This window comes from Bacteroides caecicola (assembly GCF_023337095.1).
Lineage (GTDB): Bacteria > Bacteroidota > Bacteroidia > Bacteroidales > Bacteroidaceae > Phocaeicola > Phocaeicola gallinarum.
This window is the reverse complement of the sequence record NZ_JAMBLM010000007.1, coordinates 67289-93238: the sequence shown is the minus strand read 5'-3', so window position 1 is coordinate 93238 and position 25950 is coordinate 67289. Positions and strand designations below refer to the sequence as shown.

The window sequence follows — 25950 nt, the reverse complement described above, 5'->3', positions numbered from 1 at the left end:
TTTCTTAACTGTATCTTCATGATTGTTTTGCTATTGTAACATCGTTAATTGCATTGTAACTTGGCTGTATCCCTCTTTTCACGGGGTTGTTGTTTTTGTGTAACCGGAAAAGTAGACTTTTGCTACCGAAAACAAAAGACCTGTTTCAGATGAAGAAAGCAAAACTATGGATTGGAGCTGCGGCGTTTATGTCGGTCATTGCAACAGACCTGTTTGCCGCAGATTTGAATGTAAATGTAAGAGGACGTGTTAAAGATTATGAGTCGAAAGAACCTTTGATTGGAGCTACCGTGCGGATTGTTGGTAGTAGCATTGGTGCCGTGACGGATATAGATGGTAATTTTCAGCTTTCAGGCGTGGAAGATGGAATTTATGATATAGAAATTAAATATGTGGGTTATAAGACCGTTGTTAAACGGCAGATTAAAATAGAAAACAGCCAAGTGACTACGCTCGACTTTGAGTTACATTCGGATGCACAGATGCTATCAGACGTAACTGTTGTGGCAAAAGCGAACCGCGAATCGGAAAGTGTTACGTTGATGGAACAGAAAAAATCGGTGGTGGCCATCCAGTCGGTAGGAGCGAGAGAGCTTTCCCGTAAAGGGGTAGGCGATGCACAAGGAGCTGTGACAAAGATTTCGGGTATTTCAAAACAAGAAGGTGTTAAGAATGTGTTTGTACGCGGGTTGGGCGACCGTTATAATATTACTACGCTGAACCGATTCCCGATTCCTTCGGAAGACCCGGAATATAAAAACATTGCGTTGGACTTTTTCTCGACCGATATTATCCAGTCGGTAGATGTCAATAAAACCTTTGGGGGAGGTATGTTGTCTGATGTGGGCGGAGCCAATATCAATATCTCTTCGAAAGAACTGGTAGGAATGGGCGAACTGAATGCAAGCGTTTCGGGAGGTGTAAACACAAATGTCGTGTCGTCAGATTTTATGAAGATGGACGGTGTGAATGCTTTCGGATTTGCCGACAGCAAACAGCCGGGAGACGATTTGGGCGTGTACGGTTTCCGTAATAAGTTGGATCCCTCGCGCAAGAGTGCGCCGGTTAATCAGAGTTACACGCTGTCGGGCGGAAAAGAAATCATGCTGGGCGATAATCCTTTCTCGTTCTATCTTGTTGCAAATCACAATAAAAACTATTCTTACTACGATGAGGAGGTGCGTAATTCGATTACTTCCGGCGATTTGTCGCAAGATATGCAGGGCGAGATATCAAACGTAGAGACATCGCAGATTGTGATGGCAGATTTGGGTTACCGGCACAACAACAAACACCACATACAATATAACTTCATGATGGTACATGCCTCGCGTGAGTCGGTGGGCGATTATTTGGGTATGGATGCCGATTATCAGTCGTCTGATACCTACGAGGGCTTCATGCGTCGTCAGCAGGCGAACGACAACCTGTTGTTTGTCAATCAGCTGAGAACGCAATGGGAACTGTCGCCTCGTTGGAACTTGGATGCCGGTGTATCTTATAATAAGATAAAAGGACTTGAGCCGGACCGTAGAATTAATAATCTGGTTAAGACAGACGAAGGCTATGTCCCGATGCGCGGTACGGGTGTGCAGCAACGTTATTTCTCTGAACTGCATGAGGATGACATTAACTTGCGTGCCGGACTGACTTATAAGCTCCTGGATAAATACGACCAATTATCGAACATCAGTTTTGGATACATGGGACGCTTGGTCGATGATAGTTTTTCGGCAACCGAATACGACTTGTCGGTAGTGCGCCGTTTGCCTTTTGATATATCAGATTTGTCATTCGATGAATATTATAACCAGACAAACCTCGACGACGGTGTTTTTACTCAAGATAAGAATGTCGACGAGTATGGAGTGAACAAAAATATCCATTCGGCATACGTAGAAGCTACTTACCAGCTGACCCACGGACTGGTGGCAAACGTCGGTGTAAAGTATGACAACGTAAATATAGATGTAAACTATAATGTGAATCGCGGAGGAACACAGGGCGAACGGAGCATTGATAAAAACTATGTACTGCCCAGCCTGAATTTGCGCTATAATTTTAATGATAAACATGCGCTCCGTCTGGCAGCCAGCAAAACATACACCTTGCCTCAGGCTAAAGAAATATCTCCTTTCCGTTATGTCAGCGTCAGTTTCAAGAGTCAGGGTAATCCCGATTTGAAACCTTCCGACAACTATAATGTGGATTTGAAATGGGATTTTTATCTCTCGAACAGCGAACTGCTGTCGGTGGGCGGATTCTATAAATACATTAAAAACCCAATTTCGCGCATTGAAATAGCCAGTGCCGGAGGTTTCCTTTCTTATGAAAATATTGCCGACCACGCAACGGTGGCAGGTGCAGAAATCGAGTTCCGGAAAGACTTGTTTTCGCGCCAGATAACTGACGGGGTAAACAAGCTGTCTTTCGGCTTGAATGGCTCTTATACCTATACTCATGCCAAAGTGCCTTTGGCTACCGACCCTACGGGCTCTCAGTTAGAAGGTGCTGCGCCGTGGATTGTGAATGCTGATTTGAGTTATCGTTTGCAGAAAAAGAAATGCGACCTTACAACCACGTTGGTGTTTAATTACTTCAGTGACCGCATTTACACCATCGGTACCGAAGGTTTCCAAGACATCATAGAAAACGGAATCCCGACACTCGACTTTGTGGCATCGGCAAAGATAGGAAATCACTTCGGACTTTCACTGAAAGCACGCAACCTGCTTAATTCTGCCCGCCAGCTTACTCGCACCGGAAATGATACCAACGAGGAAGTAATTCTGAGTAAATATCGCAAAGGAATGGAATTGAGCCTCGGCGTAACGTATGAATTTTAAGAATGAAGAAATTATAATGCTTTTTTAAACCCAAATTATTAATCAGATGAAAAAGTTATTTATGACAGCTATGGCGTTTGCTGCATTGATGAGCGCGCCTGTTTTGACTTCTTGTAGTGACGATAACGAACCCGCCAACGGAGGTGAAGGAGGCGGCGATACTACCGTTGAGACTGTTGAGCTGAGCGGCTCGGTAGAAGGGACGCTTGATTTGGATGCTACGAAAGAATATATCCTGACAGGTACGCTGACCGTGCCCGATGGAGCTACGCTTAATATCCCTGCCGGAACTACGATTCGGGCTCAAAAAGGTTTTGATAAATACATTATCGTGGCTCAGGGTGGTACAATCAATGCAAACGGAACGGCTGGAAACCCGATTATATTTACGGTAGACGATGAGGCGAATGCAGAACCGGGCTACTGGGGTGGCTTGATTATCAACGGTAGAGCACCTATTTCAGGCGAAAGTGCAGGAACTACTGCGGCTGCCGAAGTTGACAATGACCAGATGTATGGAGGTACAGATGCTGCCGATAATAGCGGTACGATACAATATGTAGAATTGTTGTACACCGGAGCTCGCTCAAGTGCCGATATCGAACACAATGGATTGACATTGAACGGTGTGGGTAGCGGAACAACCATCAACAATGTTTACATATCTGAGGGTGCTGACGATGCCATCGAGTTTTTCGGAGGTACGGTAAATGTAAGCAATGTGTTGGCTGTAAACTGCGACGATGATATGTTCGACTTTACGCAGGGGTATAGCGGAACACTGGATAACTGCTATGGCGTATGGGAAGAAGGATTCACCAGCACGGAAGAAGACCCGCGCGGGGTAGAAGCCGACGGTAACTTGGACGGTGATTATCCGGGACATACTCCGCAGTCGAATTTCCACATCCAGAACATGACCATCGCTACGTATGCTACCGGTCAGGAAATGCAAGACGCTATCAAAGTGCGTCGCGGCGCTACGGCTACCATCGAAAATGCGTTGGTTACCGGAAACGGTGTAGTGGCAGACTTTATTGACGTGACCGACGGAAACGGAGCTGCTGCGGAAGCTACGGTCATGAGCGTAACAAATCAGCTTGCTGCGGCGATTACGGGTTCGGAAGTCCACACTCCGGAAGGCTCGGCTTACGACGGCATACAGGTAGAAGCAGGAAATACGGGTGCCGACCAGTCTGCTTTCGCATGGACAGGATATGCTTTCTCAGGAACAACTGAAACTCCGGCTACTGAAACTTTGCCGGCAAGCATCGACGAGGATATGACGCTGAACGCAAGTACCGAATACATTATTTCGGGTTCGGTGATTGTTAATGACGGTGCTACACTTACAATTCCTGCCGGAACTACGCTTCGCGCTACGAAAGGTTTTGCCAGCTATCTGTTGGTGGCTCAAGGCGGACGAATCATGGCTGAAGGTACGGAAGAAGCTCCCATTACGTTTACCGTCGATGACGAGTCGGCTGCCGAAGCAGGTTATTGGGGTGGCTTGATTATCAACGGTAGAGCACCTATCTCCGGAGCAAGTGCAGGTACCACTGCGGCTGCCGAGGTAGACAATGACCAAATGTATGGCGGTACGGATGCTGAAGACAATTCAGGTTCGTTGAAATACGTGAGACTGCTTTACACCGGAGCACGCTCAAGCTCTGACATCGAACATAACGGATTGACCCTGAACGGTGTGGGAAGCGGTACTACGATTGAAAACATCTATGTGGCAAATGGAGCAGATGATGCCATCGAATTCTTTGGCGGTACGGTAAACGTAACCGGACTGTTGGCTGTGAACTGCGATGACGATATGTTCGACTTTACGCAAGGATATAGCGGAACACTGAAAGATTGCTACGGAAGATGGGAAGACAGTTTTGTCAGCACAGAAGAAGACCCGCGTGGCGTGGAAGCCGACGGTAACTTGGACGGTGATTATCCGGGACACACTCCGCAGTCGAATTTCCGTATCGAAAACATGACTATCGAAAACCTGAGTACCGATGGTGAAATGCAGGATGCTATCAAGATTCGTCGCGGAGCAACGGCTACGGTTACCAATGCGCTGGTAAAAGGTGCAGGACTGATTGGCGACTTGGTTGACCTGACCGACGGAAATGGTACTGCTGCTAACGAAACCACGATAAGCGTTACAACCGAAAATGAAACCAACAGCGTAAACCGTGGCGAATGTACTGCCACCGTAACCGTTGAAGACGGAAACACCGGTTGTACCCTTGATTTCGGCTGGACCGGTTATACACTTTGATAATGAGTTATTTGCTTTAGGTTACAATATAGTTTAGTGAATTTTTCTTTAAAACTAAAATCCTCTTTTAGTTTTGCGGTAGTATGATTGGAGCCGTCTGCCTTGCGAAGGGCGGACGGCTCGCTTTTTTATTCTAACGCAGTGAATGGGCTATGCTGCTCATAGAAAACCTTGGTTGTTTGGGTAGAAATCCAAGATTCTGTGGGTAGAAATAAAAGGTCGGCAGAAACTTATTTGTTTTATATCTATTTTTTCCGTTACTTTGCACGATAAAAACAAACGAAGACCGTGAATTTAGTAATAGATATAGGTAATACGGTGGCAAAGTTGGCCGTGTTCGATGGTGATGAAGTCGTGGAAGTTTTGCGCGGTTCCAATCATTCTTTAGATTGGCTTTCCATGCTCTGCCATAAATACCATATAGAAAGAGGTATCATTGCTTCGGTGATTACGCTTAGTAATACGATTAGGAGGCAGTTGAAAAGCGTGAATTTCGATATCATGGAATTAGACTATCGAACCCCCGTACCTATTCGTAATTTCTATAAAACCCCTCAAACGCTTGGCATGGATCGGCTGGCAGCCGTTGTGGGAGCCAATTATTTATGTCCGGGCAAAAACTTGCTGGTCATTGATGCCGGTACTGCACTTACTTATGAGTTTATCGACGCGCAAGGACAATACTGGGGAGGCAATATCTCTCCCGGCATTTACACTCGCTTTAAAACGCTGAATGCTTGTTGCGACAAACTCCCCCTGATAGAACGAAATGGCGATACGCCAGAGTTTGGATATGATACCGAAACGGCGATACGTTCGGGCGTAATCAAAGGTATGGAGTTTGAAATAGCAGGCTATATTACGCTCATGCAAAAGAAATATCCCGATCTTTTGGTTTTTTTAACTGGCGGAGATAAATTTTCTTTTGATACAAACTTAAAAAGTATCATATTTGCAGATAGATTTTTAGTATTAAAAGGTTTAAACAGAATATTGAATTATAATGTTAAGAAATAGAGCACTCATCAGCGCGTTGTTTGCTGCCGGGGTTCTTACCGCCGGTGCGCAAAGCTCTGATTCTTCTCCAAGTACGAATTCTCCTTATACGCGGTATGGATTAGGCGACTTGTCGGATATGGTATTTACCAACAATGCAGCGATGGGAGGTGTAGGTTATGCCCTCCGTACCAGTGAACATATTAACCCGATGAATCCGGCGTCGTATACGTCGGTTGATTCTCTGTCATTTATGTTCGACGTGGGCATGACCCTGAAAAGTTCTAACTATCAGGAAGCGGGTGTTAAATCGAATGCTAAAAATTCAAGTTTTGATTATATCGCAGCCCAGTTTCGTCTGCATCCACGCTTGGCCATTGCGGTAGGTTATATACCTTATTCTACGGTAGGGTATAGCTTCAGCCGTTCGGCGGAGATAGAAAACAGCGGCGGGGTTACAAATACCAATACCTTTTTTGGCGAGGGAGGTACACAGCAGATATTGGGAGGCTTAGGCTTTAAAATATTGGATAACCTTTCGATAGGAGCTAATATCAGCTATCTGTATGGAACGTTTGATTATCAGTCTGCCGCGATTCCGAGTAATGGGGGTGACCGTACGGTGGTATACAATACGCTGTCGGTAAAAAGCTATAAGGCTGATTTTGGTTTGCAATACACGCATCAGATCAATAAGAATAACAGCCTGACGTTGGGACTTGCTTACAGTATGGGGCATCAGTTGAACTGTACCGATACGTATGGAACGCAGGTGATAGGAAGATCGGAGGAAACAACAAGCAGCGGAATCACAGATAGTTATGTTGTGTTGCAATCCAGCGAGTCTTACGCACGTGACGGGTATGGAATCCCACATGTTTTCGGAGGTGGATTGGCTTGGAACTACTCAAAGAAGTTGACGGTAGAAGCTGATTATACTTTGCAGAAATGGAGTAGCGTAAAATATAACAATCGCACCGGTATGTATAAAGACCGTTCGAAAGTGGCGTTCGGCGCGGAATATTTGCCCAACGAAATCGGACGCAGCTATTTGGCTCGTATGAAATACCGGGTAGGTGCATATTATTCTACCCCGTATGTGAAAGTGCCTTATCAGGGAAACATGATTGACGGCGCGACAGAGTTTGGCGTGAGTGCAGGATTTGGTTTGCCGTTGCAGTTGTATCAACGTAACAGCATCCTTAGTATTACAGGACAGTATGTTCGTGTAAAGCCCTCTGTTACGGGAATGCTTTCAGAAAACCGTTTTGTTATTAAATTGGGGCTGACGTTTAACGAACGCTGGTTTATGAAATGGAGAGTGAATTAAACGATAAAAGGCCCAATGAACAATAAATCTTATATACGATGAAAATGAAGATGTTTACAATGCTGTGTGTGCTGTCATTCGGTGCAACAGCTTCTTTTGCTCAAAAAGGAGTGGAAGACGGTTCCAGATTTGGACATGGAGAAGATAGTGTCCGTTGTCTGCAGAATATCAGTATTTACAGCGAATATGTAAAGACTGATAATTTCCAAGATGCTTATAAGCCGTGGAAAGCAGTATTTACCGAAGCTCCCGTGGCTCAGGTAAGTACGTATACTAACGGAGCTAAGATTTTACGTGCATTGATTGCCGCATCGAAAGATGGAGCGCAACAAAAGGCGTATCTTGATGAATTGATGGCTGTTCATGATCAGCGTATCAAGTATCTCGACCAGTTGAACAAGTTGGTTAAAACTCCGGCTACCAAAGGATCGATACTTGGCATGAAAGCTCATGATTATATTGTTTTTTCTGGTGCAAATGCAGATGTAAACAAAGCCTATGAAATGGTAAAAGAAGCCGTGGATTTGGAAAAAGCTAATTCAGACTATTTTATGTTTCAAGACTTGATGGATATATCATCTCGGAAACTGAAAGTTGACAATGCACATAAAGAACAGTTTATCCAAGATTATCTGACGGCATCATCGTATGCCGATGAGGCTTATAAGAAGGCTACCAAGAAAAGAGACCAGCAGTTGCTTAAAACCGCAAAAGATAATGTAGACGCTTATTTCATTAACAGCGGAGCGGCTACATGTGGAAACCTGCAAGCCATTTATGGTCCGAAAGTAGAACAGAACAAAACAAATTTGGATTACCTGAAACAGGTGATTACGGTTATGCAGTTGCTGAAATGTACTGAAGAAGAGGCTTATTTCGCTGCTTCTGAAGCTGCTCATGCCATTGAACCTACAGCGGCTACGGCAGCGGGTTGCGGTTATATGTATTTCAAAAAGGGGGATATCGACAAGAGTATAACTTACTTTGACGAAGCAATCAATCTGGAACAAGATGTGGCAAAGAAAGCCGATTATTGTTACAGTGCTGCGATGGTTATGTTCAGTAAAAAACAGTTGAGCAAGGCAAAACAATATGCTAATAAGGCTATTTCGTTTAAGAATGATTGCGGTAAGGCATATATTCTGATTGCTCAGATGTATGCGTCAAGCCCTAACTGGACGGACGAACCGGCATTGAACAAATGTACTTATTTTGCTGCCATCGATAAATTGCAGCGTGCGAAAAGTGTTGATCCCAGCGTAGCGGAAGAGGCACAAAAACTGATTAATACTTATTCTGCCCACACTCCCGGTGACGAAGATTTGTTCTTCTTGGGATTGAAGAAAGGTAATTCTGTGACCATTGGTGGCTGGATAGGCGAAACAACAACCATCAGATAACTTATGTCAGAAAGACAGATTAATCTGTATAGAGGAATAATTAGCATAACAGTCGCTGTATGGGCGGCTGTTATGCTTCTTTTTTTGCCGGGTTGTGGAGGCAAGGATAAAAACATGGCTGAGGCAATCAATGAAGATGACTCTCTGCCGGATATGCGTACTTTAGGTGTGACGAGCTGGGTGTCAGACTCCGGTATGATACGTTATAAGATTGTTACGGAAGAATGGTTGGTGTATAGTAAGCGGAATCCACCTTTCTGGGCATTTGAAAAGGGTGTTTATTTGGAGAAATTCGATACTCTTTTCCATGTAGACGCCAGCATCAAGGCAGATACGGCGTATTATTACGAGCAGAAAAAAATATGGGAGCTGCGTGGAAACGTACATATACAAAGTCAGCGCGGAGATAAGTTTGATACGGAACTGATGTATTGGGATCAGGATAGGGAAAAGATATATTCCGATAAGTTTATCCGTATCGAACAGCCCGAAAGAATACTTACCGGTTATGGATTTGAATCGAACCAAGAAATGACCGAGTACCAGATATTTAATAATGCCGGTATTTTTACCGTGGAAGATACTGCCCCTACTGATACGGCTGCCGTAGGTTAGTATAAAATATGCGATGATGGAATTTGTTACACAATTAATTATATCCATAGTTTTTTCAGCTTTCTTCTCAGGCATGGAGATTGCTTTTATTTCTTCCAACAAATTGCGTTTTGAAATGGGGAAGGGAAAAGGGTTATCGGGGAAAATTTTATCTGTTTTTTATCGTAATCCTAATGATTTTATTTCCACCATGTTGGTGGGCAATAGCATTGCACTTGTTATTTACGGCTTTTTAGTGGCGCAAATTCTCGAAAACTATTTCTTGGCAGGAATCGTTACAAACGATGCGGTGATGCTTATTGTTGAAATTCTCATTGCTGCTTGTCTGATTCTGATTACCGGAGAGTTCTTGCCCAAAATCTTATTTAAAATCAATCCGGAGGTGATGCTTCGGGTTTGTGCATTGCCTGCTTATTTTTGTTACCTGATACTTTATCCGGTCAGTCGCTTGTCCGCTCGATTGTCAGCAGGCGTATTGCGGTTTGTTGGTGTGAGAGTGGATAGAGAACATTCTGAAAAGGCTTTCACGAAGATCGATTTAGATTACCTTATTCAAAGTAGTATAGATAATTCTGCCAATGACGATGAAATCGACCCTGAAATAAAAATATTTCAAAACGTACTTGATTTTTCGAATGTCAAAATACGCGATTGCATGGTTCCTCGTACCGAGATTATTGCGGTTGATATGGATGTGGAATTAGATGAACTGAAGAATGCTTTTATAGCGCACGGCATCAGTAAGGTAATCGTATATAAAGGGAGCATAGACCAGATAATAGGTTATATACATTCATCCGATTTGTTTAAGAATCAGAGCGATTGGCATAAAAGTATACGTCCGATTCCCATTGTGCCGGAAACGATGAGCGCCCACAAGTTAATGCAGCTTTTTTTGCAGAAGAATCGTTCGTTGGCTGTGGTTGTTGATGAGTTTGGCGGTACGTCGGGAGTTGTTTCTATGGAAGATTTGATGGAGGAAATATTGGGTGACATTGAAGATGAACACGATACAAATTCGAACATAGCGAAAGCCATAGGGCCGGACGAATATATTTTATCAGGCAGGTTGGAAATAGAAAAAGCGAATGAAGAATTTGATTTGGATTTGCCCGAAAGCGATGAATACCAAACCGTGGGCGGACTGATACTGAATGAATATCAAAGTTTCCCGAAAGTCCATGAAGTAATACTTGTCGGCGGCAAGTTTAAGTTTACAATAATCAAGGTTACAGCAACAAAAATCGAACTTGTTAAACTGAAAATCGAGAAATAAACGTTTTTTTCGGCATAAAGATAGTGACTGAACGGCATTTTTTGTATCTTCGTGCGCTAAAGTGCAAACTAATAAAAAACAATAAACAAAAAATAATAACTTTAAATGGCAACTTTACAAACAATCAGAAGCAAAGGACCTTTATTGGTCATTGTAATTGGTCTCGCCCTTTTTGCCTTTATAGCAGGCGATGCTTGGAAGATACTCCAACCGCATCAGGGAGCGCAGAACGTTGGAGAGGTAAACGGTGAATCACTATCCGCCCAAGATTATCAGAAAATGGTGGAAGAACTCAGCGAAGTGTATAAACTTACAAGCGGTTTGAACTCTTTGTCTGACGAACAACTAACCGGCGTGAAAGACCAAGTATGGAGAACGTATGTAGAAAATCAGCTTATCGCAGCACAGGCCGAAAAATTAGGCTTGACGGTTACGAAGGCAGAAATTCAGGCTATCATCGATGAAGGTACTCATCCGCTGTTGGCTCAAACCCCGTTCCGTAATCCCCAAACCGGAGCTTTTGATAAGGATATGCTGAAAAAATTCTTGGTAGATTATGCAAACTTAGGCAAAAGTCAAATGCCTGCTCAGTATGTAGAATACTATCAGAAATTAGGTACATTCTGGCAGTTTGTGGAAAAAACACTGGCACAATCTACATTGGCTGAAAAATATCAGAACTTAATCGTAAAATCTTTGATTTCAAATCCTGTTTCGGCAGAAGATGCTTTCAAGTCACGTACAGAACAAAGCGATATGTTACTTGCCGGAGTTCCTTATACTTCTATTAATGATTCTACGATTCAGATAACCGATGATGAAGTAAAAGCACTGTATAACGAAAAGAAAGAACAGTTCAAACAGTTGGTTGAAACCCGTGACATCCGTTACATTGACGTACACGTAGTTCCGTCGGATGCCGACCGTCAGGCTGTGTTGGAAGAAGTAACAACTGCCAGCAATCAGTTGTCAGAAACAAACTCCGATTATGCAGCATTTGTTCGTGCTAACGGTTCTTCTGTAAATTATTCAGATATTCCGGTAAACAAGTCTGTATTGCCGTTGGATGTAGCTGCACGCTTGGATTCGGCTTCAGTTAATGAAGTGTATGGTCCGTATTACAATCAGTCTGACGATTCTTACAATACTTTCAAGATTATCGCCAAGACTACGGCCCCCGATTCAATTCAAGTACGCCAGATTCAGGTATATAGCGAAACGATAGACAAAACAAAAACATTGGCAGACAGTATTTATAATGCACTGAAAGGCGGAGCCGACTTTGCTGAAGTGGCAAAAATTTACGGCCAGCCGGGTGAAGCAGCTTGGATAAGCGCACGTAGCTGGGAAGGTGCGGATTTAGACGCAGAAAATGCCAAATATGTCAGCACATTGATTTCGCAGCCGGTAAACGAACTTGCTAATCTTGAAATCGGACAGGGACGCTTGATTCTTCAGGTAATGAATAAGAAGAGTATGCAGCCTAAATATAAAGTGGCAGTAGTAAAACGTCCGGTTGAATTCAGCAAAGAAACTTATAACGCTGCATATAACAAGTTCAGCCAGTTTGTAGCTCAAAATACTACATTGGAGTCGCTTGAAAAGAATGTAGAAGAAAGTGGTTACTCATTGATTCCGCGTTCGGATTTCTCAAGTGCAGAACATAATGTAGGCGGTATAAAATCTACTCGCGAAGCTTTGAAATGGGTGTTCGATGCTAAACCGGGTGAAGTATCTCCTTTGTATGAATGTGGAGAAAACGACCACCTGATGGTAGTAGCTCTTGAAAGAGTAAACAAAGCCGGTTATCGCAACATCAACCGTGTAGCAGACATGTTGAAAGATGAAATCCGTCGCGACAAGAAAGCTGAAAAGATAATGGGCGAAATGAAAAACTTTAATTCTGTTGCTCAAGTAAAAGAAATGAAAGATGCTGTCAGCGATACGGTAAAACATGTAACCTTCTCTGCATCGGCTTACATTGCCGCTACCGGAAGAAGCGAACAGGCAGTTAGCGCAGTAGCTGCAAAAACAGCGGTAAACCAGACCAGCGCTCCTATCAAAGGCAATGCAGGAGTCTATATGATTCAGGTTTACGGCAAAGAGAATGGCACAGAAGAATTTGATGCAAAGAAAGAAGAAGAAACCCTGTCAAATACAGCTGCAAACATTGTAGCACGACAGCTGATCAATGATTTGTATCAGAACGCAGGTGTGGTAGATAATCGTTATCTGTATTTCTGATGCTGATTTTATAAAGTCAGATTTTTTTAGAAAAATAGTGAGCCCGTCCTTCAAATGAAGCGACGGGCTTTTTTATGACTTGTCTTGAAGAAGACGGCGGCACGTTCTTTCAGGAACTAAAGTTATACGTGTCCGTTCGAAAAGCCTGTTTTTGTAACAGCTTGTTTTATTATTTTAAACTGTCGGAATACAATATTCTCAATTATTATGCGTATTTTTGTTCCAAAGAAAACATTTTTACTTTAATAGAAAATACCTTAAAATTATGAAAGAGAGAATTTTGGTTACAGGAGGAACCGGATATATCGGTTCACACACTGTCGTTGAACTACAAAATAGTGGTTATGAAGTTGTTATTGTAGATAATCTTTCAAATTCCCGCGCCGATGTAGTTGACCATATCGAACAAATCACCGGAATCCGTCCGGCTTTTGAAAAAGTAGACTGTTTGGATTATGCAGCGTTGGATGGCGTATTTGCCAAATATCCGGGAATTAAAGGTATTATTCATTTTGCAGCAAGTAAAGCAGTTGGTGAGTCGGTTCAGAAACCTTTGCTGTATTATCGGAATAATATTGTTTCACTGATTAACTTGTTGGAATTGATGCCGAAACACGAAGTGAAAGGCATTATCTTCTCTTCTTCATGTACCGTTTACGGACAGCCGGACAAACTTCCGGTAACCGAAGAGGCTCCGATTAAGAAAGCTGAATCTCCTTATGGAAACACGAAACAAATCAATGAGGAAATTATCCATGATACGATTGCTTCGGGAGTTCCGGTTCAGGCTATCCTGTTGCGTTACTTTAACCCGATAGGCGCACATCCTACGGCGTTGATTGGTGAACTGCCGAACGGGGTTCCTCAAAATCTTATTCCGTATCTTACTCAGACTGCAATGGGTATCCGCGAAAAACTGAGCGTGTTTGGCGATGACTATAATACACCCGACGGTTCTTGCATCCGCGACTATATTTATGTAGTGGATTTGGCTAAAGCACACGTTACGGCGATGAACCGTATCTTGGAAGACAAGCAGAAGAGCAAGGTCGAGGTATTCAATATTGGTACGGGTCGCGGACTCTCTGTGCTTGAGCTGATTAAGGCTTTCGAGGCTGCAACGGGAGTGAAACTGAATTATCAGATTGTGGGTCGCCGTGCAGGAGATATCGAGCAGGTGTGGGCAGACCCCACATACGCAAACGAAGAGCTGGGTTGGAAAGCCGAAACTCCTATCGAAGAGACTTTACGCTCGGCATGGAACTGGCAGTTACACTTGCGCGAAACAGGAGTAATGTAAAAAATTAAAGAATAGTTGAACAAAAACGTTTATCAAAACGTTAGTATCATGCAGCGCATTTAGAGCATTCGCACGTATGTGAATATAGGCTAATGCTTTCTGCCCCTGTAAAACAGGGACGGAGGGTGCTGATTGCATAGTAGTTTTGTCGTGTTTTATTTTGTGTTTGTGTTGTGGCTGTTCTCCGGCGTGAGCCGGGGAACAGTTTTTTTATTTGCGGGTATATGGTGTTGATTTAATTTATACATTTGCATCCGAATAGCAAACAAATAAAACATTATGGAACCGATACATAAGATTAATAAGGTAGAGTTGCGCAATCTTCAGATGGAGGATTATGCACAACTTTCCCAATCGTTTACGCGCGTGTATGCCGATAAAGATGTGTTTTGGACGAAAGAACAAATCAAAAAGCTGATAACCATCTTCCCCGAAGGTCAGATAGTAACCGTGGTAGATGACAAAATCGTAGGCTGCGCGCTGTCTATCATCGTAGATTATGACATGGTGAAGGGCGACCATACCTATGCGAAAGTTACCGGAAACGAAACTTTTAACACGCATAACCCGAAGGGAAACATCCTGTATGGCATCGAGGTGTTCATTCACCCCGAATACCGTGGGCTGCGTTTGGCACGTCGTATGTATGAGTATCGTAAAGAGCTGTGCGAAAAGCTCAACCTGAAAGCCATCATGTTTGGCGGGCGAATCCCGAACTACTACAAGTATGCCGATAAGATGCGCCCGAAGGAATACATTGAAAAGGTGCGTTCGCGCGAGATTTACGACCCCGTGCTTACCTTCCAGCTTTCGAACGATTTCCACGTGCGCCGTGTGATGCGCAATTACCTGCCCAACGATGAAGAGTCAAAACATTGTGCCACGCTGCTCCAGTGGGATAACATCTATTATCAGCCGCCTACGGATTCTTACGTCGACCGCAAGACGACGGTGCGTGTAGGGTTGGTTCAGTGGCAGATGCGTTCGTATAAAACGCTTGACGACGTGTTTGAACAGGTTGAGTTCTTCATTGATGCCGTGTCCGGTTACAAAAGCGACTTCGTATTATTCCCCGAATACTTCAACGCTCCGCTGATGGCGAAATACAACGACATGGGCGAGGCGCAATCCATCCGTGCGCTGGCGCAGTACACCGAGGAGGTGAGAGACCGCTTCATAGCCCTTGCCATCAAACATAACATCAACATCATCACCGGCAGTATGCCGTATGTGAAGAAAGAAGACAATGCGCTTTATAACGTAGGTTTCCTCTGCCGCCGTGACGGAACGTATGAGATGTATGAGAAAATTCATGTAACGCCCGATGAAGTAAAGAGTTGGGGACTGAGCGGCGGAAAGCGTGTGCAAACCTTCGATACCGACTGTGCGAAAATCGGTGTGCTGATTTGTTACGACGTGGAGTTCCCCGAACTGTCGCGCCTGATGGCAGATCAAGGGATGCAAATCCTTTTCGTTCCTTTCCTTACCGATACGCAGAACGGTTATTCGCGCGTAAGGGTTTGTGCGCAGGCGCGTGCCATCGAAAACGAATGTTTTGTGGTGATAGCCGGTAGCGTGGGCAACCTTCCGCGCGTGCATAACATGGATATCCAGTACGCCCAGTCGGGAGTGTTTACGCCGTGCGATTTCGCTTTCCCCACCGACGGACGCCGTGCGGAGGCCACTCCGAACACCGAAATGATTCTGGTTTCAGACGTAGACTTGGATTTGCTGAGCGAGCTGCATACGTATGGCAGTGTGCGTAACCTGCGCGACCGCCGGAACGACCTCTACGAACTGAAGATGAAAAGAACGAATTAATAGTCTTAACTAATTGATTGGTAAAGATATAAGGCGATAAGATTTTTTACCTTGTCGCCTTTTTCATTTTGTCAATTTAAACAAGTCGCTAAAAATAGGCAGAAGATTGACTTATCTTGAAAAATGCTACATTAAAAAACTACGATTAAGTATAATGAAAGGTTTGGTGTTTGTTACATTATTATTGTTGGTTTCGGCCTGTGTAAAAGAAAAGAAAGCTATTACGCAAACCGAAAAGGTCTGGAATTTAGATATAGAGAATGCTGATACTTTGTTGCGGCATTATATTGACAGCATTACTTTTCTTCCATTGGAAGACAAAGCGGATGCGATGTTATACGGGGTTGATAAATTTGTAGTCCGAAATGGTCTGTTTTATTTGGCTGACTTCCGTGCCGGGAAAATTGTGGCATACGATGCGAAAGGTCATTTGAAGTTTGTGCTGGCGAGCCGGGGAGGTGGACCGAAAGAATACTTGGAGATAAAAAGTTTTGCTGTGGACAGTTCTTTTATTTACGTAGTAGACAATTACCGGCATAAAGTTTTGGTCTACAATGGGAAAAATGGGCAGTACGAGCGTACGTTAAATCTTCCGTTTGTAGTATGGGATATGGAGATATTACCGGATGGAAATTTCATATTTGCCTATATACCGTATAAAGATGGAACTCCGAATATAAAACAAGATAAATATAAAATTTTTATAACTGACAAGGAGTTGAATGTGCTGAATAAACTATTTGAGTATAAAGAAGGACAGTTCGACTTTATCGGCAGACCTTGTTATTTTACGTCATCGGAGCAAGGAGTAGTGTTTACTTCGGCTTCCTCAGATAATTTGTATCTCTTTGCGGGGAAAGATTCGGTAAGGCAAATTGAAGTGAAATTTCGTAAAGGAATACCTGAACAGCAAAGGCAGAATTTAGAACTGATAGATGAAAACGGTTATAACTATTGGGCAAATACTCCTATATGGTATAAAGATTATATTATTTTTATGGTTTCGCACGACGGTTTCTTGTTTGATTATGTCTATAATACAGAGAATGGACAGCTTTCTAAAAATGATAGTGTTAATGCGTATAAGGGTCTTTTAACTCCCGTTGGAACCGATGGGAAACATTTGTTTAGTTATTTAAATGACTATTTGACGTATCAAGAATTGATAGAGCATGGCTTTACCAGAGCGGATAAAGAAGCGGAGCAACATTTGGAACATGAAGGAGCGTTGCTTGTAGTTTATACTTGGCATTGAGCAAAATTTAGACGACAGGCTCTAAAGATGACAATTTACTTTATTCGGCTTTGTGAGGAGCTTGAAAAATTCTTCCCATAGAACGCCCCGGTTCTATGGGAAGAATTGGTAAACGCTACCGCATGGGATGAGTTACGCTAACGGTAGTGTTTTAAGGGAATATAAATTCTTATTTCCCAATCTCCTTACAACTGACCTATATAAAACTTAGGGTTGATCGCACAAAATGAAAGCTGATTTTTAATGACCGATTGGATTAAATAAGCTCAAATAAAAATCAAAAAAGTAAGTAAAAATTTGTTTATGTAAAAGCGTTTCTTTATTTTTGAAGTAAAGAATATTTTTCTATTGGCGGAAATTCCTTTTATACTATAAAACTAATTTCTCTGTATTATTAACTTCTAAATCTGTAGTATTATGAAAAAAGTTCGATTTCTTGCCCCGGTAATTTGTTTTAATGATGACTTTTAGTTGCAACAATTCTGTACTACGAATCAAAGCGCAACTACTTCACAAGAGATAGCTACCGCACCGGCTCTTTATCTTGACGGCTGTCTGATAGAACCTATCTCAGAGCCTAAGACAGAAGCCGAAGCTATTTTCGGACAACAAATATTGATACCATGAAAGTGAAAACAAAGATAAGATTGAAGCGTATTGTGGTTATTCTTTTGTTTCTTTCGTATTGTTTTTGGGTTGAATACAGCGATTATGGAAAGGCACACCATGAGATGTTGGCTAGTATTCGGTTTATACTGATGATATTATATCCTATCTATCTTTATTTCGATGAAAGGAAATATAAAGATGATAAGTCTAAGTGATGAGTTGTTTAGCGAAGTGAATCAGTTTTTTATTTGTGCCATGAAAGTAAAAACCAAGTTAAGGTTAAGACAAATAGTACTCTCCCTTTTGTTCATTGTTTATGTTTATTGGGTTGAGTATAGTGACTTTGGGAAAGCACATTATGATGTGTTTGGCAACACTCGGTTTCCATTAATGGTGTTGATTAGTATCTATTTTTATTTCGATGAGAAAAGATATAAAAAGAATAAAGGTTAAGATGGTCGGTTGACGGAATGTTTATGCGTTCTGTCAACCGACTGTATTGTCAATCAAACAGCCATTCAGCGTCTTTCAGCAGCGGATGGTGCTTGTCTTTCTCTGAAAGAATAACCTTGTCGGCGGGAATACGCCAATCGATGCCCAATGCCGGGTCGTTCCACGCGATGGCACCTTCGCTTTGAGGCGCGTAAAAGTTATCGCATTTGTATTGGAAAATGACCTCGTCGCTTAATACGCTGAAACCGTGGGCAAAACCATGCGGGATGAATAGTTGGCGATGATTGTCCTCGGTCAATTCTACCGCCACGTGCTGCCCGAACGTGGGCGAACTCTTGCGGATGTCTACCGCCACATCCAATACCGCTCCCTTTACCACACGTACCAGTTTGCTTTGCGCGTATGGAGGCTTCTGGAAATGCAGTCCGCGCAACACGCCGTAACTCGACTTGCTTTCATTATCCTGCACAAAACGTACCGTGCCTACTTTTTGGTCGAAATCGCGCTGCGAAAACGACTCAAAGAAATATCCCCGCCCGTCGTTAAACAAGCGAGGTTCGATGATAACTACCCCCTCGATGGGAGTTTTGATTACTTCCATATAGCTTATAATTCTGTTGAGTATTCTTTTTGGTTACGATTCAGTTCGTCTATCACTTTCAGCAGATACTGTCCGTATTGGTTTTTCAGCATCGGCTGCGCCAATTCACGCATCTTCTCCTCGGTAATCCAACCTTGCCGCAAGGCGATTCCTTCCAAACACGCCACTTTCAGCCCCTGACGCTTCTCGATTACTTCAATGTAAGTCGAAGCCTCGGCAAGCGAATCGTGCGTACCCGTGTCGAGCCACGCGAATCCTCGTCCCAATGTCTGCACCTTCAGTTCGCCATCGGCAAGAAAACGCTGGTTGACAGTGGTTATCTCCAACTCGCCGCGAGCAGACGGTTTGATATGTTTCGCTATATCTACCACCTTGTTCGGATAGAAATAAAGTCCCGTAACGGCGTAATTCGATTTCGGATGCGCAGGCTTCTCTTCGATGGAAAGACAATTCCCGTTGCGGTCGAACTCTGCCACTCCGTAACGTTCCGGGTCGCTCACCCAATAACCGAACACCGTAGCCTTGCCTTCCTCCTCTGCTGTGCGGACCGCCTCTTTCAGCATGACGGTGAAACCGTTTCCGTGAAAGATGTTGTCGCCCAATACAAGGCAGGCAGCATCGTTGCCGATAAATTCTTCGCCGATAATGAAAGCCTGAGCCAATCCGTCGGGCGACGGCTGCTCGGCATATTCAAAGCGGACTCCGAAATCGCTTCCGTCTCCTAACAGGCGGCGGAATCCCGGCAAGTCGTGCGGCGTAGAGATTATCAGGATGTCCCGTATCCCGGCAAGCATCAACACCGAAATCGGGTAATATATCATCGGTTTGTCAAAAATAGGGAGCAACTGCTTTGATACTCCTTTGGTGATGGGGTAGAGGCGTGTGCCCGACCCTCCGGCTAAAACAATGCCTTTCATAAGTGTCGTGAGTTAATGATTTATTGTCGCAAAGTAATAAGTTTTTTCGGAAATTACAATGTTTTATCGGCTAAACTCGTGAAAGTAAGCCTGTGTTTCAGCTAAAAGTTTGTATATTTGGGCAGGTGCTACTTTGATTATGTAAAGAAAACATAAAAGGATATGAAAAAAGTTGTGATGGCTCTTTTTATGATGTTGAGTTTCGCTTCACTTCAGGCACAAGAAAAGTGGAGCCTCAATTTATCCGGCGGTTACGAGAACTTTCCGGAGAATCCTTATAATAAAGACGGTTACCGCTTGGGCGGAGAAGTGCGTTGTTATTTAAAAAGTCAGCTATATGCACTGTTTGATTTCTATGTTGGTTCTAATCAAGGAAGCAAAACGCTGTCTTATCTGGATTTGAATTCAGAAATGCAGCGGGGTAAACTTGATTGGAAGCGGCGTGAATATGGTATCGACTGGGGCTTTGGTTGGGAATTTATGCAGCTTTACCAGCATTCGCTTTATGTACAAGGCTCGTTGGGCGTACTGATATGTAACGAGCATCGTCCGAAGCAAGACTGGAACGGAAACTTGCTTAGCGAGGTGGAAAAAGGCAGAGAGGTACATACTTCCATTGGTTTGTCGTTAGGCTATGACTACTATCTGACCGATCATTGGTTAGTGGGGGTGAATTATACCGGTTATTTGCATTGGGGCGGGTTAGATAAAGTGGTATCACTTTGGATACTGGATAACTCTACTTACTTTCAGCATACGATAAATGCCCGCATTGGCTGGGTGTTTTAACCAATTTATATCATCCGAAGAAGAACAAAGAAAGATTATATGAACAAGAAAAGTTTTTTGGCAGCGGCAGTCTGTTTGATGACGCTTGCCGGTTGTACACAGAAGACGGAACTTCCGGAAAACCCTCAAGATAAGGAGGAATATCGTGATAGTCAGGGAAACAGTTGGATTTACAATGCAATGCTGATGCGCTGGGCACTGATGCCTTCGCCTATGAACGGATTAACCACTACGCATTATTATTATCCGCAGTCCGGTTCGTGGACCGATGCCAACGGTCAGCGTGTCAGTGCTCCCTCGAAAGTGAATGTCAGCAGAAGTACATCGTCAAAATCGAGCGGCAATGTATTTGGTACTACGCGCCGTTCAAATTCTATTCATGCTTAATGTATCTGCAATATGGAGCGTATATCAATTTCGCCTCGCCGTGATTACCAGACGAAGATAGAGGCATTGGGATTTGATTTTCACGGAAGTTATTGGCGCGAAGAAGCCTATTACCGTTTATCGCCTGAAGAAACCGAACGCTTGGAGACGGCTACCGTAGAAGCATACAGGATGTATTGCGATGCTGCACAATACATCATCGAAGAGAAGCCGGAGTTTATGGAGCGTATTTTAAATCTTCCTCCGGAAATCATCGAGCGCATCCGTCAGTCGTGGAATGATGACGAACTGAGTCTTTACGGACGTTTCGATTTCATGTTTGACGAAGAGGGGACACCGAAGATATTGGAATTCAATGCCGATACTCCTACATCGCTGTTAGAGGCTTCCGTCATCCAGTGGCAATGGAAAGAAGATGTATTCCCGGAACTCGACCAATATAACGGCATCCATGAAGGGTTGGTACAATCGTGGAAAGACATCTTCCCGCAAGGCAGTGACATACATTTTGCCGGAGCATTGGAAGAATCGGAAGATACGGGTACGTTACAATACCTTGCCAGTACGGCAATGGAAGCCGGTTTCTCCACGCGCGTGCTGGATATCAACGCACTTAACCTTCAAAATGGGAAATTTACCGACCCTTCGGGGGAATTGGTGAAGCGTTGCTTTAAACTCTATCCGTGGGAATGGATGGCTGATGAAAGTCCCGATGGTTGTCTGGCAGACGTGGTATGGCTGGAGCCGATTTGGAAGTTGGTTATGTCGAATAAAGCAATTCTCTGTACACTATTCGAATTGTTTCCGGATTCTTCCTATGTGCTTCCCTGCTTCTTGTCACGTCCTAAAACGGGAACATTCTGCAAGAAACCGGTGTTCTCCCGCGAGGGGCATAACGTAAGTATTGTAGATATTCGCGATTGGGAGGAACATTTCCTGCTTCCCGAAACCGAGGGCGATTATAATACGGGGGCTTATGTTTATCAGCAATATGTGAAGCCAACCACTTACGCCGGGCGCTACCCTGTTATAGGTTCATGGGTGATAGGTGGCGAACCGGGCGGAATCGGCATCCGTGAGAATCGTACGGAGATAACAGACAATCTGTCTGAGTTCGTTCCGCATGTAATAGCCGGATAATGATAAGAAGATTCAGCGAGTAATACAAACGAAAAAGGCTGCCCTTTCAGTGAGCAGCCTTTTCTGTGTTATTATGTGAAGTGAAGATTTATTTCTTTCCTTCCAATTGTTCTTTCAATGCAGCCAGAGCATCGATGTCTCCCAGCGTAGTTGAAGCAGCTTGGTTTTGAATCATCGGAGTATCTTCTTTCTTAGAAGCCTTCTTAGCTTTCTTTTCTGCCTTTTCTTCTGCCTTAGCAGCATCTTCGAAAATACGGCTGTGAGAAAGGATGATACGTTTAGCATCTTTGTTGAATTCGATAACCTTGAACGGTAATTTTTCGTCCAACTGAGCTTGTGTTCCGTCTTCTTTAACCAAGTGTTTCGGAGTAGCGAAACCTTCAACGCCGTAAGGCAATGCTACAACAGCACCTTTATCCAACATTTCGATGATAGTTCCTTCGTGGATAGAACCTACTGTAAATACAGTTTCGAATACATCCCACGGATTTTCTTCCAACTGTTTGTGACCGAGGCTCAAACGACGGTTTTCTTTGTCGATTTCCAGAACTACTACTTCAATGTCAGCACCGATTTGAGTGAATTCAGACGGGTGTTTGATTTTCTTAGTCCATGACAGGTCAGAGATGTGAATCAAACCGTCAACACCTTCTTCGATTTCTACGAATACGCCGAAGTTAGTGAAGTTACGCACTTTAGCGGTGTGTTTAGAGCCAACAGGATATTTCTCTTCGATAGTTTCCCATGGATCCGGTTTCAGTTGTTTGATACCCAAAGACATCTTACGTTCTTCGCGGTCAAGAGTCAGGATAACAGCTTCGATTTCGTCGCCTACCTTCATGAAGTCTTGAGCTGAACGCAAGTGTTGTGACCATGACATTTCTGATACGTGAATCAAACCTTCAACGCCCGGAGCGATTTCGATGAATGCACCGTAATCAGCCATCACAACTACTTTACCCTTCACGTGGTCGCCAACCTTCAAGTTCGGGTCAAGGCTATCCCACGGATGCGGAGTAAGTTGTTTCAGACCCAAAGCGATACGTTTCTTTTCGTCATCGAAGTCAAGGATAACAACGTTCAACTTCTGATCCAACTGAACTACTTCATGCGGATCGCTTACGCGGCCCCATGACAAGTCGGTGATATGAATCAAACCGTCTACGCCGCCCAAGTCGATGAATACGCCGTAAGATGTGATATTCTTGACAGTACCTTCCAGTACCTGACCTTTTTCGAGTTTGCTGATGATTTCTTTCTTCTGTTGTTCCAGTTCTGCTTCGATAAGTGCTTTGTGAGAAACAACAACGTTCTTAAATTCTTGGTTGATTTTAACAACCTTGAATTCCATAGTTTTACCTACGAATACATCATAGTCGCGGATAGGTTTCACATCAATTTGAGAACCCGGCAAGAATGCTTCGATACCGAATACGTCAACAATCATACCGCCCTTCGTACGGCATTTGATGTAACCCTTGATAATTTCTTCGTTTTCAAGCGCAGCGTTTACGCGGTCCCAAGAACGAGTAGCGCGTGCTTTCTTGTGAGACAAAATCAGTTGGCCTTTTTTGTCTTCTTGGTTTTCGATGTACACTTCTACTGTGTCGCCAACTTTCAAATCCGGATTGTAACGGAATTCGCTCAACGGAATGATACCGTCTGATTTGTAGCCAATGTTAACTACAACTTCGCGTTTGTTCATTGCGATTACAGTGCCGTCTACTACCTCACGGTCGCTTACTTTGTTCAGCGTGTTGTCATAAGCCTTTTCTTGTGCTTCTTTGCTTTCGGCAGTTGTTGAATCGCCTTTTTCATAAGCATCCCAGTTGAAATCTTCAATGGGCTTTACGTCTTTTAAGTTTTCCATTAAATTGATTAATTGTTTGTAAATAACTAATTGTGTTAGACTTTATATTGATCTAATTCGGGCGCAAAGATACGATAAAAAGTTGATAACTAAAAAAAATGCCCGATTATTTTGTCTCATTCTGTAAAGTTATTTGTTGTATGTATCGGTAGACGGTTTCTGAAATATCGGCTATGATTTGCGCCGTGGCTTCGGGTGTTTCTTCCGAGTCTTTTACGAATACGGCGATGGTGTATCGCTGTCCGTTGGGGAGGACGACGAATCCGGCATCGTTGATTCCGATGATTTGCCCGCGGGGGTTGCGGTCGCCTGTTCCCGTTTTGTGTCCGATGATTGCTCCGGTGTTTTCCAGCGGGCGGAAGAGGCGGTCTTTTCCGGTTTGGCAGGTGACGAGGGTCTGTCTGACAAACGCACGATAACCGTCTGCGGGGAGGCGGTTGAGGAAAATTTCAAACAGACGTGCTGCCGCGAGGGGAGTGGTCCAGTTTTCGTAACAGTGGCTTAAATCTTGGTGCATCTCGTCTTCGGTCATGCGGATGGAAAAGTCGGTCACACCGAGGCTGCGGATATAGCGGTCGGTTTCTTGGGGACTGACAAGACGGTGGAAAAGGATGTCGCAAGCATTGTTGTCGCTCAGTTGCAGCGTGTAAGTCAGCAGTTCTGCCACCGACAGGCTTACTGTGTCATTGCCTGCATACTTGTCGCGCAGCGGACTGTACGTGTCGGGTTTCAATTCTTCGTTGCCGATGGTTATCAGGCTGTCGAGCGAACGGTTGTTTCGCCGTAAGTAATCCGTAACGGCAAGTGCCTGATGAAATTTGAATACGCTCATCATTGGATAACGGCACTCGTTGTTCACGGTTATCGTGTCCGTTCCGTTACGTATCACGGCTACGCCCACTTCCGCCTTCCGTTGGTTGGCGATGTGTTGTATTTGTTCCTCCAGACTCACTTGTTGAGCGGTTGCGGCGATGGGCTGTAAAAAGATACCTCCCCAGAGGAGTATAGCGATGCGGAAAATTTTTCTCATGATTCGGGTTCTGTTTGGGATTACTGTCAGGCAAAGTTACAGATTTTTATTCTTCGTTCTGTCAGAAACTGTTTTGAATTTATCGCCCAAAGCACACACGAAAAGGGAATGCATCAAGGCGAGAAAAACTTTTTGGAGAAATTCAAAACAGTTTCTCAGTTTAGTCGGGAAAAGCCTGCGTTATGTACCATCCGTTCCGGCGAATCATCTCCGGCGGGCGGCGTGAACCAGTGAAAGTACCGTCAGCAAAATGCCCAGTCGGTAGTGCCACAGCCCGATACCGGAGTTCGCCCCGCTTACATACGCCAGCAGCATGATACCCGTAACCGTTACTGTCAGGAAAGTTGCCGACAAGAAAAGGGTTGTCTTGCTTTTTCTGCCGATGCCTTTTCGGGCAAGGGATTTATACCAATACCGGTGTCGCTTTACGTGAAAACTTACAGACGCGAGCCAGAGCAGGCTGGCTGCTACGTGTGCCACGCTCCAAATGTGCCATGCCTCGTGGTCGGTTCCGTGCCCGGCAATATGCAGGCCGATGCCCGTAACTGCCGACATTACAAATGCCAACGGCAACAGCCGCTTCATGTAAAATGATGTCTTTCCCATTTCTTCTTTTTTTTACTTCGGAAACAGCGAACAGGAAGCAAAGAAAAAAGCGGAAAAATTCATGCGGTAGCGATGCTGCTCCCTTGCGGTAGAAAGTGTTGTCACATGCGGTAATGTAAGGCAACGCAAGCGGTAGAATTTTACGGCGGATACAAAAAAGTTACCGCCTCTGCCGAATGTT

19 protein-coding genes and 1 pseudogene are annotated in these 25950 nt (G+C 43.9%); 15 read left to right on the top strand and 5 right to left on the bottom strand.

All coding sequences use genetic code 11. The features are described 5' to 3' along the window. Positions 1-149: 149 nt before the first annotated feature. The 12 genes and pseudogenes from M3085_RS08615 (at position 150) to M3085_RS08560 (ending at position 18191) form a co-directional block, all read left to right on the top strand. On the top strand, positions 150-2846 hold the full coding sequence (locus M3085_RS08615) for a TonB-dependent receptor (protein WP_249052808.1): 2697 nt from the start codon (positions 150-152) through the stop codon (positions 2844-2846). Between the two features lie 46 nt (positions 2847-2892). Further along, positions 2893-4074 (top strand): annotated as a pseudogene (locus M3085_RS08610) (hypothetical protein); the annotation flags it as partial. 1344 nt (positions 4075-5418) lie between these two features. Next, positions 5419-6147, top strand: coding sequence for a type III pantothenate kinase (locus M3085_RS08605; RefSeq protein WP_178256343.1), 729 nt, complete (start codon positions 5419-5421; stop codon positions 6145-6147). Then, the gene (locus M3085_RS08600; RefSeq protein WP_249052807.1) at positions 6134-7456 is read left to right on the top strand and encodes an OmpP1/FadL family transporter; all 1323 of its coding nucleotides are present in this window, start codon (positions 6134-6136) and stop codon (positions 7454-7456) included. Before M3085_RS08605 ends, M3085_RS08600 begins: the two co-directional genes overlap by 14 nt. Before the next feature lie 38 nt (positions 7457-7494). Further along, positions 7495-8856: a tetratricopeptide repeat protein gene (locus M3085_RS08595; RefSeq protein WP_178256341.1), complete on the top strand. Its 1362-nt coding sequence runs from the start codon at positions 7495-7497 to the stop codon at positions 8854-8856. 3 nt (positions 8857-8859) lie between these two features. Continuing rightward, on the top strand, positions 8860-9471 hold the full coding sequence (lptC, locus tag M3085_RS08590; RefSeq protein ID WP_178256340.1) for an LPS export ABC transporter periplasmic protein LptC: 612 nt from the start codon (positions 8860-8862) through the stop codon (positions 9469-9471). Positions 9472-9487: 16 nt separating this feature from the next. Beyond that, a complete protein-coding gene (locus M3085_RS08585; RefSeq protein ID WP_191709828.1) occupies positions 9488-10747 on the top strand; it encodes a hemolysin family protein in 1260 nt (419 codons plus the stop codon). A gap of 105 nt (positions 10748-10852) precedes the next feature. After that, positions 10853-12991, top strand: coding sequence for a peptidylprolyl isomerase (locus M3085_RS08580; protein WP_178256339.1), 2139 nt, complete (start codon positions 10853-10855; stop codon positions 12989-12991). A 265-nt stretch (positions 12992-13256) separates the two neighbouring features. Continuing rightward, entirely contained in the window at positions 13257-14291 is a 1035-nt protein-coding gene (gene galE, locus M3085_RS08575; protein WP_178256338.1) for a UDP-glucose 4-epimerase GalE, read from the top strand. A gap of 279 nt (positions 14292-14570) precedes the next feature. Continuing rightward, positions 14571-16112, top strand: a complete 1542-nt coding sequence (locus M3085_RS08570; RefSeq protein WP_178256337.1) for a carbon-nitrogen hydrolase family protein — start codon at positions 14571-14573, stop codon at positions 16110-16112. A 154-nt stretch (positions 16113-16266) separates the two neighbouring features. Next, the gene (locus tag M3085_RS08565) at positions 16267-17367 is read left to right on the top strand and encodes a 6-bladed beta-propeller (protein ID WP_249052806.1); all 1101 of its coding nucleotides are present in this window, start codon (positions 16267-16269) and stop codon (positions 17365-17367) included. A 623-nt stretch (positions 17368-17990) separates the two neighbouring features. Further along, positions 17991-18191, top strand: a complete 201-nt coding sequence (locus M3085_RS08560; protein ID WP_249052805.1) for a hypothetical protein — start codon at positions 17991-17993, stop codon at positions 18189-18191. A 287-nt stretch (positions 18192-18478) separates the two neighbouring features. Here M3085_RS08560 and rfbC read toward each other — a convergent pair whose 3' ends face one another. Together rfbC and rfbA are read right to left on the bottom strand one after the other, a co-directional pair. Further along, positions 18479-19030, bottom strand: coding sequence for a dTDP-4-dehydrorhamnose 3,5-epimerase (gene rfbC, locus M3085_RS08555; protein WP_178256336.1), 552 nt, complete (start codon positions 19028-19030; stop codon positions 18479-18481). A gap of 5 nt (positions 19031-19035) precedes the next feature. Further along, a complete protein-coding gene (gene rfbA, locus M3085_RS08550) occupies positions 19036-19947 on the bottom strand; it encodes a glucose-1-phosphate thymidylyltransferase RfbA (RefSeq protein ID WP_178256335.1) in 912 nt (303 codons plus the stop codon). A gap of 162 nt (positions 19948-20109) precedes the next feature. Here rfbA and M3085_RS08545 point away from each other — a divergent pair, with 162 nt between their 5' ends. Genes M3085_RS08545 through M3085_RS08535 form a run of 3 tightly spaced genes read left to right on the top strand, consistent with a single transcriptional unit; the run spans position 20110 to position 22263 of the window. After that, positions 20110-20736 (top strand): outer membrane beta-barrel protein, encoded by a 627-nt coding sequence (locus M3085_RS08545; RefSeq protein ID WP_249052804.1) that lies wholly within the window; start codon positions 20110-20112, stop codon positions 20734-20736. A 39-nt stretch (positions 20737-20775) separates the two neighbouring features. Then, complete coding sequence (locus M3085_RS08540; protein WP_178256333.1) at positions 20776-21123, top strand: hypothetical protein; 348 nt, start codon at positions 20776-20778, stop codon at positions 21121-21123. 12 nt (positions 21124-21135) lie between these two features. After that, on the top strand, positions 21136-22263 hold the full coding sequence (locus M3085_RS08535) for a glutathionylspermidine synthase family protein (RefSeq protein ID WP_249052802.1): 1128 nt from the start codon (positions 21136-21138) through the stop codon (positions 22261-22263). Between the two features lie 88 nt (positions 22264-22351). On the opposite strand, the gene rpsA is transcribed toward M3085_RS08535, so the two are convergent. The 3 genes from rpsA to M3085_RS08520 all read right to left on the bottom strand — a co-directional run bounded on the left by rpsA (position 22352) and on the right by M3085_RS08520 (position 25769). After that, positions 22352-24133 carry a 30S ribosomal protein S1 gene (gene rpsA, locus M3085_RS08530; protein WP_178256331.1) on the bottom strand — a complete coding sequence of 594 codons (1782 nt, stop codon included), beginning with the start codon at positions 24131-24133 and terminating at the stop codon, positions 22352-22354. A gap of 106 nt (positions 24134-24239) precedes the next feature. After that, the gene (gene bla / locus M3085_RS08525; protein WP_410554500.1) at positions 24240-25166 is read right to left on the bottom strand and encodes a class A beta-lactamase; all 927 of its coding nucleotides are present in this window, start codon (positions 25164-25166) and stop codon (positions 24240-24242) included. A gap of 201 nt (positions 25167-25367) precedes the next feature. Further along, complete coding sequence (locus M3085_RS08520; protein WP_249052800.1) at positions 25368-25769, bottom strand: hypothetical protein; 402 nt, start codon at positions 25767-25769, stop codon at positions 25368-25370. Positions 25770-25950 lie beyond the last annotated feature (181 nt).

Excerpts from the sequence above, each read along its gene's own strand:
- M3085_RS08615 (WP_249052808.1), top strand. The coding sequence starts at position 150 with ATGAAGAAAGCAAAACTATGGATTGGAGCTGCGGCGTTTATGTCGGTC.
- M3085_RS08600 (WP_249052807.1), top strand. The coding sequence starts at position 6,134 with ATGTTAAGAAATAGAGCACTCATCAGCGCGTTGTTTGCTGCCGGGGTT.
- M3085_RS08595 (WP_178256341.1), top strand. The coding sequence starts at position 7,495 with ATGAAAATGAAGATGTTTACAATGCTGTGTGTGCTGTCATTCGGTGCA.
- lptC (WP_178256340.1), top strand. The coding sequence starts at position 8,860 with ATGTCAGAAAGACAGATTAATCTGTATAGAGGAATAATTAGCATAACA.
- M3085_RS08585 (WP_191709828.1), top strand. The coding sequence starts at position 9,488 with ATGGAATTTGTTACACAATTAATTATATCCATAGTTTTTTCAGCTTTC.
- M3085_RS08580 (WP_178256339.1), top strand. The coding sequence starts at position 10,853 with ATGGCAACTTTACAAACAATCAGAAGCAAAGGACCTTTATTGGTCATT.
- galE (WP_178256338.1), top strand. The coding sequence starts at position 13,257 with ATGAAAGAGAGAATTTTGGTTACAGGAGGAACCGGATATATCGGTTCA.
- M3085_RS08570 (WP_178256337.1), top strand. The coding sequence starts at position 14,571 with ATGGAACCGATACATAAGATTAATAAGGTAGAGTTGCGCAATCTTCAG.
- M3085_RS08565 (WP_249052806.1), top strand. The coding sequence starts at position 16,267 with ATGAAAGGTTTGGTGTTTGTTACATTATTATTGTTGGTTTCGGCCTGT.
- M3085_RS08560 (WP_249052805.1), top strand. The coding sequence starts at position 17,991 with ATGAAAGTGAAAACAAAGATAAGATTGAAGCGTATTGTGGTTATTCTT.
- rfbC (WP_178256336.1), bottom strand. The coding sequence starts at position 19,030 with ATGGAAGTAATCAAAACTCCCATCGAGGGGGTAGTTATCATCGAACCT.
- rfbA (WP_178256335.1), bottom strand. The coding sequence starts at position 19,947 with ATGAAAGGCATTGTTTTAGCCGGAGGGTCGGGCACACGCCTCTACCCC.
- M3085_RS08545 (WP_249052804.1), top strand. The coding sequence starts at position 20,110 with ATGAAAAAAGTTGTGATGGCTCTTTTTATGATGTTGAGTTTCGCTTCA.
- M3085_RS08540 (WP_178256333.1), top strand. The coding sequence starts at position 20,776 with ATGAACAAGAAAAGTTTTTTGGCAGCGGCAGTCTGTTTGATGACGCTT.
- M3085_RS08535 (WP_249052802.1), top strand. The coding sequence starts at position 21,136 with ATGGAGCGTATATCAATTTCGCCTCGCCGTGATTACCAGACGAAGATA.
- rpsA (WP_178256331.1), bottom strand. The coding sequence starts at position 24,133 with ATGGAAAACTTAAAAGACGTAAAGCCCATTGAAGATTTCAACTGGGAT.
- M3085_RS08520 (WP_249052800.1), bottom strand. The coding sequence starts at position 25,769 with ATGGGAAAGACATCATTTTACATGAAGCGGCTGTTGCCGTTGGCATTT.